Annotated in this window: 12 protein-coding genes; 1 reads left to right on the forward strand and 11 read right to left on the reverse strand. The window is 35.5% G+C overall.

Going from position 1 to position 14,097, the window contains the following annotated elements; translation table 11 throughout:
- Positions 1 to 64 precede the first annotated feature (64 nt).
- From BLR60_RS03215 to BLR60_RS25040, 9 genes are all read right to left on the reverse strand, one after another.
- On the reverse strand, positions 65 to 760 hold the full coding sequence (locus tag BLR60_RS03215; protein WP_090496755.1) for a M48 family metallopeptidase: 696 nt from the start codon (positions 758 to 760) through the stop codon (positions 65 to 67).
- The gene (locus tag BLR60_RS03220) at positions 760 to 3,813 is read right to left on the reverse strand and encodes a type I restriction endonuclease subunit R (RefSeq protein WP_090496757.1); all 3,054 of its coding nucleotides are present in this window, start codon (positions 3,811 to 3,813) and stop codon (positions 760 to 762) included. The genes BLR60_RS03215 and BLR60_RS03220 overlap by 1 nt, the downstream gene beginning before the upstream one ends.
- Complete coding sequence (locus BLR60_RS03225; protein ID WP_090496760.1) at positions 3,813 to 5,105, reverse strand: 5-methylcytosine restriction system specificity protein McrC; 1,293 nt, start codon at positions 5,103 to 5,105, stop codon at positions 3,813 to 3,815. The genes BLR60_RS03220 and BLR60_RS03225 overlap by 1 nt, the downstream gene beginning before the upstream one ends.
- A 6-nt stretch (positions 5,106 to 5,111) precedes the next feature.
- Positions 5,112 to 6,890 (reverse strand): McrB family protein, encoded by a 1,779-nt coding sequence (locus BLR60_RS03230; protein WP_090496762.1) that lies wholly within the window; start codon positions 6,888 to 6,890, stop codon positions 5,112 to 5,114.
- A gap of 24 nt (positions 6,891 to 6,914) precedes the next feature.
- Positions 6,915 to 7,565 (reverse strand): hypothetical protein, encoded by a 651-nt coding sequence (locus BLR60_RS03235; protein ID WP_090496764.1) that lies wholly within the window; start codon positions 7,563 to 7,565, stop codon positions 6,915 to 6,917.
- Positions 7,566 to 7,757: 192 nt separating this feature from the next.
- Positions 7,758 to 8,063 (reverse strand): hypothetical protein, encoded by a 306-nt coding sequence (locus tag BLR60_RS03240; protein ID WP_090496766.1) that lies wholly within the window; start codon positions 8,061 to 8,063, stop codon positions 7,758 to 7,760.
- A gap of 24 nt (positions 8,064 to 8,087) precedes the next feature.
- Positions 8,088 to 9,314, reverse strand: a complete 1,227-nt coding sequence (locus tag BLR60_RS03245) for a restriction endonuclease subunit S (RefSeq protein WP_090496768.1) — start codon at positions 9,312 to 9,314, stop codon at positions 8,088 to 8,090.
- Positions 9,308 to 11,746, reverse strand: coding sequence for a type I restriction-modification system subunit M (locus tag BLR60_RS03250; RefSeq protein ID WP_090496770.1), 2,439 nt, complete (start codon positions 11,744 to 11,746; stop codon positions 9,308 to 9,310). Before BLR60_RS03250 ends, BLR60_RS03245 begins: the two co-directional genes overlap by 7 nt.
- 142 nt (positions 11,747 to 11,888) lie before the next feature.
- A complete protein-coding gene (locus BLR60_RS25040; protein ID WP_090496772.1) occupies positions 11,889 to 12,098 on the reverse strand; it encodes a hypothetical protein in 210 nt (69 codons plus the stop codon).
- A 170-nt stretch (positions 12,099 to 12,268) separates the two neighbouring features.
- Between BLR60_RS25040 and BLR60_RS03260 the strand changes: the two genes are divergently transcribed.
- Positions 12,269 to 13,015 carry a hypothetical protein gene (locus BLR60_RS03260; protein WP_090496774.1) on the forward strand — a complete coding sequence of 249 codons (747 nt, stop codon included), beginning with the start codon at positions 12,269 to 12,271 and terminating at the stop codon, positions 13,013 to 13,015.
- 132 nt (positions 13,016 to 13,147) lie between these two features.
- On the opposite strand, the gene BLR60_RS03265 is transcribed toward BLR60_RS03260, so the two are convergent.
- Together BLR60_RS03265 and rhuM are read right to left on the reverse strand one after the other, a co-directional pair.
- Positions 13,148 to 13,402: a hypothetical protein gene (locus tag BLR60_RS03265; RefSeq protein WP_090496776.1), complete on the reverse strand. Its 255-nt coding sequence runs from the start codon at positions 13,400 to 13,402 to the stop codon at positions 13,148 to 13,150.
- Between the two features lie 310 nt (positions 13,403 to 13,712).
- On the reverse strand, positions 13,713 to 13,919 hold the full coding sequence (gene rhuM, locus BLR60_RS03270; RefSeq protein WP_208600560.1) for a RhuM family protein: 207 nt from the start codon (positions 13,917 to 13,919) through the stop codon (positions 13,713 to 13,715).
- Positions 13,920 to 14,097: the final 178 nt, after the last annotated feature.

The raw sequence follows: 14,097 nt of genomic DNA on the forward strand, positions 1-14,097 counted from the left end.
CAGAATTGAATCTGTTGAAGATATACGAAACATATCTAATCCATCTACAAGTGAAGATTTTAACTTAAAGAGGCAATTCATTTAAAATCTTCTTCTGCACTCTCCAGCTTGGTAAAAACCTGTACATCAAAATAATAAAGTTTTTATTATGATTTCTTTCCAATAAATGTACAAGTTCGTGCACAATAATATATTCTATACAGTCAATTGGTTTCTTAGCTAGTTCAATATTAAACCAAAGCATTCTTTTTTCGATATTGCAGCTCCCCCATTTGGTTTTCATTTTTCTAATACCAAAATTGATGTTTGTAATATTCATTATTTTTGCATAATCAAATAGCAGGTTTCCAATCTTTGCTTCTAATTCTTTTTTATACCAATTGTAAAGTGTCTGTTGTTTTTGCTCAAATGTAGCACTTGGCAATGTATAAAGCTCAATCGTATTATGTTTTAGAGTTAATTTTGGTCTATTGGCTTCAATAACTTTTAATAAATAACGCTTACCCAAAAATTGATGACTTTCTCGAGTAATCATCAGCTTAGGTTCTTCCCGCTCCTGGCTAAGTATTTTTGCTTGTTCTCTTTTAATCCATCCCAATTTAGTTGCAGCATAAATCTTAACTTTCTCCAGATCATAAAAATCTGGCGATGCAATGGTTACCTTGCCATGGGGTGGATGAACACTCAGATGCAAATTTTTAATATCTTTAAAAGTCACCTCAATTTCTACAGAACCAATATGTAAAATGTTACTGGTCATTAGTATTCATCTTTATGGGAATCAATTATTCTGTACACCTCTTCTACTTTTTTTACATCTTCAACCACATGATAAATAGCTTTTTTAACCAGCTTCTGTTTAGCTAAATTCTCTCTAAAGCCATCTTGCTTAGCATATTGAACGGCATCTTCGCAAGCTAAGGTTAATTGTTCATCGTCCTCTAATGTATGATACAGCGCTATTTTTCCTTTGGTATTTAATGATTTTGGCAAGCCGTCTTCCTTACCTTGGTTTACTTGCTTAATAAGAGCGGCTATTTCTTTTAAATATTGCTGATAATTGATGGTTTCTTGCTTCCTTCTTTCGATAAGCTCTTGTAGTAAAACACTCATATGATCAAAATATTTTGGATCAAGTAAATGTTCTTCCACAATCTTGCTACGCACATTGTTTTCTATCACCTCTGCTACCGCTTCAGGATTTCCCTTAATTTCATTAGGTAAGTTATCAATGGCTGTATCCATATCTGTCTCTAACAAATCCAATAAGGAGATATTTTCGAAAGGAGAAATCACTTCCGATTCTTCAGCTTTAATATAAGTATCAATCAAGAAACGCATATCAGCTTCGTAGGCCTTTAAGTCTATTGTCTCGCCAGATGCCTTACGGATAATTTCCCGAAGGTTTAAATAGTCCTCCAGTTTATCATTAAACCGTTTAATTTCTGCACCTGTAAATTCTGCAGAAAAAAAGTCAGCTTTTACATTTGCATAAGCCCTTATATATTCTACTATGGCTTTGTAAAGTGCCATTCGTTTGTACTCCGTAGCCTTTAAATCTTCTGCAATTTCAGTATTACCACAGAAATAACGAATGTATGCTAACCCGTCTTTAGGCGCGGCTACGTTTTCGCAGATGCTTTCTACCGTTTCTAAAGCGGTAAACAATCTATCTTTAGCTATCTTCCGGCGGTCTTTCAATTGAATACCTACTTCTTCTTTGGTAAACCCTTCGCTATCCAATTCGGAAGTATACACATTTATAGCATCGGTTACTTTGCCAAAAAGTTCCATATAATCTATAATGTAGCCGTAATCTTTATCATCAGTATCTAACCGATTTACCCTACAAATGGCCTGAAATAAAGTATGATCCTGCATTTTTTTATCGATGTAGATGTAACTGCACGGAGGTGCATCAAAACCGGTCAATAACTTCGAAACCACAATTAGCAATTTCATTCTAGCGGGCTCTTTACGGAAACCTTCTTTGGCATCTGCTTCGTAAGTTTCTGTTTTAGATTTATTTCCTTTTATACTAACATCTTTTAATAAATCGGTATAAATTTTATAAATAAATTCTTTATCCGTCTCACTATCAGCACCTGTATCCTCTAACGAAACGTCACTTGCATGAGGATTATAAGAAGTAATAATGGCACATTTATTTTTCAGTTCAGTATTTAAGAAAAGGCTATAATATTTGGCAGCTTCATAAATACTCGATGCAACTAGTATAGCATTTCCATTTTGAGATTTCAAACGTGGCTTAACAGAGAAATCGACGATGATATCTGTTACAATTTTTTCCATTCTGCTTTTAGAACTCAGTACATTTTGCATCGTGCCCCACTTCTTCTTGATCTCGTTTTTTTGGAAATCATTTAAACCCGCAGTTTTGGCTTCAAACCATTGATCTACCTTACTTTGAGACGTAAGTTTTTGTTCAATAGCCCTACCCTCATACATCAAATCTTTTACTACCCCATCTTCTACGGCCTCGTTAAATTTGTAGGTATGAATGTATCTACCGAACACATCCATCGTTGTCTTTTTATCCTCTTTTAACAAAGGAGTTCCGGTAAAGCCAATAAATACCGCGTTGTGTAATACGGCTTTCATCACCTGATTCAATTTACCACTTTGCGTACGATGGCATTCATCAATGAAAACGAAAATCTCTCCTTGCGTTTGCACTGGATTGTTTTGTAAGTCTTTAATAAATGCATCAAAATCAGTTTCTGTTTTATTTCCAAATTTATGGATGAGTGAGCAAACTAATCTCGGCCTTGATGAAGTTAAAAAAGCCATTAGCTCTTTACCAGACCTCGTTTTAGCAACATCTGTTTCACCTACATCTTTAAAAACACGTTCAATTTGATCATCTAATTCGGTACGGTCTGTCAGGATTACAATACGTGAATTGGCAATATTTTCCAAAATCCATTTGCCAAGCATCACCATCATCAGCGATTTACCCGAACCTTGCGTGTGCCAAATGATACCACCTTCCTTTCTTTTTACAAAATTTTGGGCTTCCTTTAATGCAAAATATTGGTGTGGGCGCGGCAGCTTTTTTTGACCAGCATCGAACACCACGCCATTGTATACCAAATCGATCAAACGCTCTTTTTGGCAAAGTTTCTTAATGTATTTATCTAACTTATAACCTTCATTATCCGCTTCATCTTCTTTCCAAGCTAAGTAATATTTATTTTCTGTTTTTATAGTACCATATTTCAATCCCTGAGTGTTATTACCTGCCATTAATAACTGCACGGTAGTGTAAAACCACTCATTAAACAATACCCTTTGATTCGAAATGGATTGGTTAATACTTTCTGAAATATCAGTAGTTCCTCTTTTTAATTCCAATACTCCTACAGCAATCCCATTAATATACAGCACCACATCTGGGCGGCGATTATTTTCTCCTTTCGTTAGCGTAACTTCTTCTGCAATTCCAAACTCGTTCTTCCCGAAATTTTGCCAATCAATTGGAAAAATGGTATCAAACTGTTCGCCTAAATCTGGTCTGGCTTTTACCCCATAACGCAAAATCGAATACATGGCTTTATTGCGGTGATATAGATTACCAGAATTGGTAGTCGCTAAATCATAAACTTCTTTTACCGCTTTATCTGCCAAAGTTTCTGAATAACCACGCTGTAACAAATTCTGTTTCAGAATCACCTCTTCTACATTGCTATTGTGTTCGCGTTTTTCCCAATTGCCATAATAAGTGTAGCCTAATTCTTTTTGGAAGAGCTGGATGATGCGGTTTTGAGTGATGCGTTCTATGGGGTTAATCATTAGGATGATGTTTTGTCAATTATAGAGTTGATAAATTTAATAATTTTAGCGTCAAATAAGTCTGGATTATGAACTTCTATTCCTTCTATAAAAAATGAACTTTTATGATTTGACTTATCAAGAATTGATTGTTTATTAGTTTTATCATCTAGCTCCTTTTCTATAGGGTAAACCAAACTTGAGTAGACTGATTTATCTACATCATCAAAATAATAAGAATAGGTATGTATTTGAAAAATATCAGTTCTATCCACATCATCTTTAATGAAGTTCATTCTTTTGTATTTGGCATCTATAATTAAAATTTTATCTTCATTCTCAATCACGATATCTGGAATGAGTTTTCTCCGATAAAATGTATTTTTGTAGACTTCATGCTCGTTTTCGATTAAATTCCATCCTTTTGGAATTAAGTTTTTTGATACAGTTTTCAGTACAAATACTTCCCATAATTCTGCCATATCCAGAAAGAAACTTTTCCCTAAGGTATTACTGTTTTCAATACTCAGCTCTTTTGCATTAATAATTTTCCAGGAAAAATCTAACATTGCCCTATAACCTTTAAACATACTGCTTAAACGTATTTTTTTGTAATCAGATAATTTTATAGATTGTTTGGTATGCATCAAAGAACCTAATTTGCTTAAATCAGATTTGATGACATTGGGCAATAAATTATCTGATAAAAAGTAATCTCTTTTTAATATTTGGTATGCCTTATACAGTATTTGATTTGGAAGATTATTTACATCCTTCAATGTATATTCAAAGCTTAAAGTGTTGCTCACTTTTACAGCTAACAAACTTTCTCGCAATAAAAAATTTCCTCTAATGGTTGTTCCTTCTTCCTTTATCTTTTTATTTTTTTTTAATAAACCATGCTTGAGTGCTTTTTTTAGTAGGCTTATCCACATTATTGAAATCAATAACTTATGTAAATCAAGACCTTTATTTTTTGCTAATGAATGATAAGATGGTGGCAACTTTGTAGCATAAACATATTCGAAAAGCTTGAGCAGCAATTGGTCTCCAAATCTGGGCGTAATACGCAACACATAGGTCTGGTGATGATGTACAAATTCACATTCACCTATGTACCGGTTCGCAAACCATTGTCTTTTGTTATAATCAAAATAAACCAACGGCTCTTTTTCTTTTTGCCTATGTGAAAAATGTAAAATATGAGGTTCTACTTCTTTTATAAAATATAATAAAGCATTACTTTCCTCCTCGTTAACAGCAAGTGGAAGACAGTCTTTAGCCTCGATATATTTTTTATTATCCGTAGTCACAACCTACTATTTTAAAAATATTTTCTCCAAATCGCTCAATAAATTCTTCTTCACTACTTCATCTTCGTGACCCAAAAATGCTTCTAATATTGGTTTAATAGATATATTCCATAAAATTTGAGCAGGACCATTAGTTTCAAACATAAAATTGCTTTTACGGCTGTACCCCTTCATATTTCTGTATTGATTATAAATGGCAACAATATCACCGAAAAAGGCATGTCCAATCTCGTACATTTTACCTAGTTCTTCTCTACTAGCTATATGAGCATTTAGTAGCTTAACATTACCGTAAAAGCGTTCTAAATCATCTTTAATAACTCTACTGTTACTGCCGTTAGCTTTTTGATGAATGATGTCACGTAATCTTTCTGGACGATAACCATAGAAAAACCACAAAAACCTTCTCCGCAGTGCGAAATCAATTTGCTCTACCGAAAAATCAATTTCATTCATCGTACCAATAATGTGTAGATTTCGAGGAATATTTACTTTTAAATCTTCCACACCAATCGAAATATCATAATCTCTTTGCTCTAATGCCGAAAAAACTTCGCCAAACAACTTAGACAAATCTACACGGTTCATTTCATCTAATATTAAAACATGTGGAATGTCTAATTGAAGATTATTATTCAAATCCTTTCTAGCTTTTTCGCATATCATCATCAAACTTCCTTGAGTTAAAACAGTATCGCCTCCTTTTAAGAGATAACCGCCTATAAAATTCTCATAAGTATAGTTGGCATGTAATTGCAAATGATGAATTCTATTTTTAGTGATGTCCTCTGGATTTGCTAAGTATTCTACTAATCGAGATTTGTCCTTTATATATTGATTTAGAATATATGCGCCTGCTAATTCTTTTGCTTTATAAGTCTTGCTAGTACCTGGAGGTCCATAAAAAACAACAGCTTTCTTAAAAAGCAATGCCTGCAACTCATCAAATTCTAAATCATCATCTCCTGTATTCCAAACTTTTTTGATAGAAGAATGGTCATAGAAATCAAAATTTTCGTCGTTAATTAATGAGCTAATTTTTGCACGAATAGATAAAACTCTTTCATCAATCGTATTTTCTTTAGCATTATCGTCTTCAAGCGAACTAAATGAGTTTACAATTTTTTGTTTATGATTATCGGATGCGATACGCTCATGTTTATCAGGATTTGCCAAATACAGCAAAATATTACTCATGGCGTATTTTCTACCTTTTAACGGCTCAATAATACTGGCGTAATCTTTCAGCTTGTTGAGGTTTGAAGAATATTTAAGATGGTTACAAAACTCTTCTACCACATCTTTTAAAATCTTAACATCCGATACTGAACTGTCTTTCTGATAAGCATCTAAGACCTGTATCAATCTCAAACAGAAAACAATCTCCCAATATTTATTATTAGTATGCCATTGCCCTGCATGACCAAATGAAATTGGAAAAATTCCTGGGTTTAAGTCTTTAGCTTCTACGCCAATCCTGTTGAAAATATAATACTCTTTACGCCATTGGCTGATATCACCAACTGCAAAGCACCATAGCCATTCTGCATGAGCAAAATTTAATTTAGCCTCTGCCGTTGCAGTAGCAAATTGACCTTTAACTTTATCTTCGAAATTTGCACTACTTTCATCATAATTTTCAACAAAACAAGTAATTGCCTCATTTACAAAAGTTGGGCTTAAAATATCAAATGCATTTGTTAAAATACTATTTTTTGAAATGATATATGATAAAATAAAATTGTCAAAAGTATCATATAGAGGTTTGAGATAATCTCTTATCATATATTTTAGTTTTTAATGTAATTATTATCCTAAATTCTGTTCATGCCACTCTCGCTGCCAATTCTCTAAAATGTAATTGGCTAAAACACCATTAAAAACAGGAAACTGTGGTACATAACCAGCAGGTATTTGATAGCGGGCGCTACCAGATGGTGTTAATAATCTACGGCAATGAATATTATTTTCTAGACAATAATTTTCTATTGCATTCCAAATTTCATTAAAAAATGGAATTTGTGCTTTTGTTGTTAAATAAACAGATTTTATGGATGGGTGTTGTCTTAAAAGACTGATAACATCTGTTAGAGCGAAATCATTAAAGCTATTTGCAATATTGCTATCAGAGTAATCTCCTAAAAAGATATGATGTTCGTTATTCAATTTATCGGCATCGTTTACCGAACGAACTAAATCTGTAATGGCTATTTTGTGTCTTTTGCAAAACATTTTCCAAATAACTGGTATTTCGTCTGCAAGTAGATTTCTTAATGCTGGTTGTTGGTACAAAGCTGGTAAAACATCCCAAAAATAATTATTTCTTGTTCTGCCGTAAAACCATTGGGATTGGTTATTTGCTGGCCAAGCCGGGTTAAAAGTGCCAACTATTAAAGTTGTTGGTTGAAAATCTAAATTCTCTAAGTTTAAATCTTCAATAAATTTGTGATTACAGGGCATAATTGAGCGTTATGTTTATAATTATTCAATGAATAGATTATCTCCTGCTTTGAGATAGTATGATTTGTATTTTTCCCCAGCTGTTTCTTCTTTCCACAAAAGTTTAAGAACTTCAATTTTATTGTACCATTCATTCATACCGTAATTCCATGCTTCCCATACTTCCTTTTCAATTCTCTCTTTGCTATTCCATTAATGTTCTTCCGCACAGATATTAAAAAAATCAATTACTATATTATAATAGTGAGTTGCCTTTAATTCTTCAATTGTTTTAATTTGATCTTTCCTTATAAAAAGCTCTGCTAAATCATCATTAATTTCGTCATACCTCTCGTTGAACTTAGAATATAAGTTATAAAAAATTTCGTCCTCGCTTATCTTTTTTGCCTTGGCAGAATAAATCCAAGTTACACCAAGTGCAATTAGCCCTATCAATAATGTTGATAACACCGATGATAGCGCTTCGTGGTTTTTAAACCATTCATTTAGAATTTCCATGAGTTTTTGCGCTAATTTATTTTGTTATATAAGTCTTGTTCTCCCCGTCAGCAATTCCTGCATCATCCCTTGTTTTACCTTTCTTGATTTGCCCAGTTGCCCTTCCAAAGCTTCCAGCTCTGTATCCATATCAGATAATATCGTGGCGATGCGGATTTGCTCGGTGAGGGATGGTAACGGAATTTCTGTATTTCTGAATTCTGACATTCCTACCAAGTTTTTCATTGCTCCTCCTTGAGTATCGTCTATGATTTTTGACTGTATAGTATCATATTGAAATATATGTCCAAAATATCCAAAATCAATTAAGCCAGAATTAAGCCTGATAATCAAAAGAGCTTGATTGATAATGCCTTTTTGAAATATTTGAGGTATTCTAAATAACTTTCCAATAGTTCCAGAACAACTAAGAATAAAATCATTTGTCTTAACTTCAAATCTTCCTAATTCTTTAAACTTAGCAGTATCAACAAAATACTTTCCTAGGTGAACTGATTTATAGATTGCATTTTTTTGTTCATAAACTTTATATCCGTTTTTGACAAAAAATTCCTTCTTCAAAGCACCGCCAAATGGACCTCTAATCAATCCTCCGTCTATAGTTACCTCCCCCAACTTCTTCACTTCCCAATCCTCCTTAGGCGACAACAATTCCTGCATTGCCCCTTGTTTGATTAGACATTTTTTGGCGATGAGTTGCTCCAGGCTTTCTATCCAAGCATCGGCATCACTCAAGGCTTCCGCTATCGCTTCTTGTTCGGGTAATGGCGGAAGGGGAATTCGGAAAGAGTTCAAATCTGCCACTGATAATCCTAGAACAGTACTTCCACTACCCTTTTCAATTATTTTTTCCTCAATATTTCTATAAGAATAAATAAAATAGTCTTTTTTGATTTTTGGAAAAAGATTAATTGTTTTTAAATCTTGATTTATAGTTACGTCAACATTGTATTTAACAATTTTCCCAAGAGCAATTCTTGTGGCAATAATTAAATTTCCCGCAGGAACTATCCGAGTTGCACTATTTTTCAAACCTAATTCCGTGATATTCTCTTGTGTGAAATTTGGATTAAATGACGTAAAATCCTTTACGGTCATCCAAGGAATTTTTCCATTCCAATATTCTTTTACAATTCTTGAAGGCGTACCACCTCCAATTATTTTACTCGTAAGATTTCCAATACTTTCAACCTCCCAATCGTGTGGCAACATCCCAATCTCTGTCTGCTTCATAACAATTTCCTTTACCATACCAATCCCATTTTTTGCAGGTGAGCCAATACTTTTTGAGAAGCTTCCATTGTTTTGGTTTCCAAAACGGGCAAAGCCTGTTGGTAGCGGTCTGCCAGTTCCTTAATGCGTTGTGTGAGGTTTTGGCTCAGCTTTTCCTGTTCGCTTTTCAATGCATGTTGCAATACAGGTGTCCATTTATGGTTAATCACCATATCTTTTATTTCAGCTTCAGTTAATAAAGGATATTGTGTCAATACTTTTATTTCCAAATTCTCCTTTGCAATTTTTATCAGTTTGGTAATGCCACCCAAAGCTTCCTGGGTATCAATATAGTTTTTAATGTATTTCAATTCTTCCTTCGGGGCATTTTCGGCTTTACGCTGTTTGTAAAAGTCTTTTACATTTTTAAGATTGATTTTTTCCAGATCACTGAATATGCCTTCCTCTCCGCTATTTTCCTCTTCTATTTCCGCAAGGGCTTCCTGGGTAAGGTTCAATTGGTTTTCTAAATCCTGTAAACTTTCGTTTTGTGCAGCGAAGAAATAATGTATCAGCATTTCCGGCGTCACCATTCTCCCTTCAATGCCCGCCAGACCTGCAATTTCTTTATCCTTCGCGGTTTTTCCATCTTTTCCTTTTTTGCCTTTGATCACAAGCCGGGTGAATTCGTTTCCTGCCTTCCAGCCGTCTAAAGCAATAGAATAAAAATCGTCCTGCATCACCTCGTTCCAGTATTGCATCAGGTGTTGGTACATTGCATAACGGTTTACCAAAGCATTGTTTTCAAAATGGCTCAGTATGGTTTGTGCTGATTGGTCGATGGCTTCTTTTACGGTAAAGCCTTTATCCAACTGGTACCATTCGCTTTGCTGTTGGTGCAACCATTCATCAAAAGCCGTGTGCATTTGGGTATTAAAAGCGACAAATTCGGGATGATTGAAAATGGTGGTTTTAATGTTTTCCGCAGATACATTCAATTCAAAATATCCGACACGGGCAGGGCTGAACAGATCAGCTTTCAGCGAAGGGAATAAATCCCAATACGACTGCAAACTATCCACATCTTTCTGTGGAATGCCACCCAACAAATGCCCCGCCAAATCCTGTATATCTTCCGCTTCCTGTGTATCAATATAGCGTGGAATGTTGAGGTTGTAATCATTTTTAGGGTCGGCAATTTCCGCAATCGACACCATTCGGCTAAATTTAGGCACCTCGGCAAAAGAATCAAATACATCGGTAATTTTGCGGATGTCTTGCTCACGCAATCTATTTTTGTTACCGTCTTTCACAAAGCCTTTGCTCGCATCTATCATAAACAGACCTTTACGCTGTTCGGCGTTTTCTTTATCTAAAACAATAATACAGGCCGGAATACCTGTACCGTAAAACAGGTTGGCAGGCAATCCGATAATAGCTTTAATGTAACCTTTCTTCAAAATATTTTTACGGATTTCACCCTCTGCATTTCCACGGAACAAAACACCATGGGGCAATACTACCGCAGCTTTTCCATTGGCTTTTAGGGATTTTAAAATGTGCAAAAGAAAGGCATAATCGCCATTCTTCTCCGGCGGAACCCCCAAAGCAAAACGATCGTAATCATCGCTATCCACATTCACGCCATTGCTCCAGCTTTTCAAAGAAAAAGGCGGATTGGCCACCACGTAATCAAACTTTTTAAGTGAACCATTTTCTTCTTTGTAAAACGGACGGCTCAACGTGTTATCTGCAATAATTTCCGCGGTTGGGTTATTATGCAAAATCATATTCATTTTAGCTAAATTGGCTGTGGTCGTTTCCTTCTCTTGGCCATAAAGTGTTATACTTTTGCCTGCTTCATTTGCAACTTTAAGCAATAAAGAACCAGAACCACAAGTCGGATCATAAGCTGTTGTTTGTATTGAAGAATTATTCTGATTGATACCAATTACTTTTGCCAACACCCTTGATACCTCTGAAGGAGTATAAAACTGTCCTTTACTTTTTCCGCTTTCAGTTGCAAAATGACGCATTAGGTATTCATAAGCATCACCCAGAATATCATCACCCTCCGCAGAATTCTTAGAAAAATCAAGCTTTGGATCATTGAATATTCTTATCAATTCAGAAACGGTGTCAACTAAATCCTTTCCCTTACCCAGTTTATTTTCGTCATTAAAATCTGGAAATTCATTGAGCTTGTTGGCTTCCTTAATCGGATTAAGAATTTGCTTATTGATTTTATCGCCAATTTCAGCATTTCCTACTAAATCCACCATATTATCAAAAGATGCTCCTTCGGGAACGGCGATGGCACCAAACGGGTCACCTTTATATTTATCGGAAATATACTTTACAAACAACATCGTAAGTACATAATCTTTATATTGAGAGGCGTCCATTCCGCCACGTAGTTCATCACAACTTGCCCATAACGAGCTATATAATTCTGATTTTTTGATTGCCATTAACAGTAGTATAAGATAATATTTGCTGGTTTGTTAAGGTGCGTAAATTGTTAAATTTTTATCGCCCTCACAATACCAAAAACTGCTTAATTTCAACCAATCAAAATGAAAAAGAGAACCTCAATTAAAGAGGTTCTCTCGGTTACGAAGTATGACAAGGCTCTGAGCAATGAATACATCCATTAATTTTCTTGTAAGGATGTTTTCTTTTCGCCTCAGCAACTGCTGGTGCACAAGAACTAAATACCCCTAAGTAATCATAATTTTGTTCAGGATAATACCTGCATCCCGCTTCGTGAACCTCATAATCACCATTGGTTTGTTGGTTCAAATTTAATCTGTAACTGGCCATAAATTTTGGTTTTAAATTATTCAATCAAATCTCTGCAATTCATAAGCCCCCTCTGTACGGTTTCCCCCATTCTTTTAAAAAAAATCTCTCCACTCCTTTTAGTTGTAAAGAAAATAATATTAACTTAATGCCAATTAATCTAATTTATTTACTTTTTAAAACTACAAGTGATGTCTAAAACGAATGAGACCGGCCACGCCAAAAACGTAGCCAACTTTGAAACCCTGTTGAGTTATGTAACCGGTTATGGCGCGGTGTACAACCCCAGCAATGCCAACATCCAGCTGAGTGCTTTAACCGAGAAAGCCACTGCAGCCAAAACCATTAACGAGCAAGTGCACGATGCGGCTGCTAAAAACAGCAACGCCATAGCCCTGCGCGATCTGGCTTTTAAACCTTTAAAACAATTGAGTACCAGAATCGTAAATGCGATAAAAGCGAGTGATGTGGCGCAGCAGGTAATTGATAATGCCGTTACCCACAATCGCAAAATTCAGGGTCAAAGGGCATCGGTAAAGTTAACAGAAGAAGACAAACAGAAGCTGGCAGCAAGTGGAACTGTTGTTAACCAGGTATCGGCCTCGCAACAAAGTTTCGATAGCCAGCTAGATACTTTTGATAAACAGATTAAACTGTTGGCTACCATCCCTAACTATAAGCCCAATGAGGTAGAGCTGCAGCCGGCCACGCTTACCACCCTTTACAACGATTTGTTGCAGAAAAACCGCGATGTGGTAGCCAGAACATCCGAGTTAAGTACCCTTAGGCTTAACCGCAACAAAATCCTGTACGATGCAGAAACCGGTATAGTTGCACTCGCTTTAGATACCAAGAATTACTGCAAATCGTTATTCGGCGTAAATACCCCGCAGTACAAACAAATTTCGGGCATCCCGTTTAAAACGGTAAAAATTTAACCTGTAATGAAAAAAATCATCCCGCCCCAATATACATCCTAAAACAGCAACAGAAATAAAATCGGTTGCTGTTTTTATTTAAAAGGCATGCTGTAAACGGTTAGCTGCAGTTATAATGTTGTTAACTGCAAACTAAAAACTGTTAACTGCCAAATAAGAATAACCTCCCTCTCCAATAGAGTAGTTAACTGCATTGATAAAACCATCAACTGCAAATATAAAACCACCAACAGCAAGTTTAATGTTATTAACTGCGTTGATATAACTTTTAACGGCAAACATAAACCTACCAACTGCAAGTATAATATTGTTAACTGCAAGTTTAGAACGATCAACCGCAAGTTCAGAATTATCAACTGCGCTAACAATGCTGCCATCAGCAGACATAAACCTACAAACTGCAATTATAATGTTGTTAACTGCGCTGATAATTCTGCCATCGGCAGGTATAAACCTATCAACTGCAAGTATAATGTTGTTAACTGCGGATGTTGATTAAATACTTTTCAAAGATTTCTCCCCGCCTGTACGGGCAGGCCTGTCCGCACAGGCGGGCATTATGCTGCGCTCCAGTCGAAATGACGATTTTATCGCGTTTGGAATAACGCTATGATTCTATGCATCCTGCTTATTTTAGCAGTTCATCGTTCATGGTAAAGCCTTTAATAATATATGCTCTCAGTCTGGCGGTTGCCCATTACCTAAATTTGGTACCCTGCAAGCTTTTTACCCGATAGCCTACAGAGATAATTACATCGAGGTTGTAGTAGTTAAACGGTTTTTGCAGAAATTCGGAAATTCCGAATTTCTGCATCGTGGTGCTTTCTTCCAACTCTTTTTCTTCATAAACGTTTTTAATGTGTTCATTTATGGTCGATTTTGCCTTTCCAAAAAGTAAGGCCATTTGATCTTGCGTAAGCCAAACGGTTTCGTTTTATGAAGTTCAAAGATCTCTCCGCTACGGTCGAGATGACGATTTTTGAATAAGAAATCACTCCAATCATCCCATCTGCACCTTGCTATCCGGCCTGGGATATGATGGAAGGAGAAAACGTTAAAGCTTTTGCACCTACTTTCAAACT

This window comes from Pedobacter terrae (assembly GCF_900100705.1).
Classification (GTDB): Bacteria; Bacteroidota; Bacteroidia; order Sphingobacteriales; family Sphingobacteriaceae; genus Pedobacter; species Pedobacter terrae.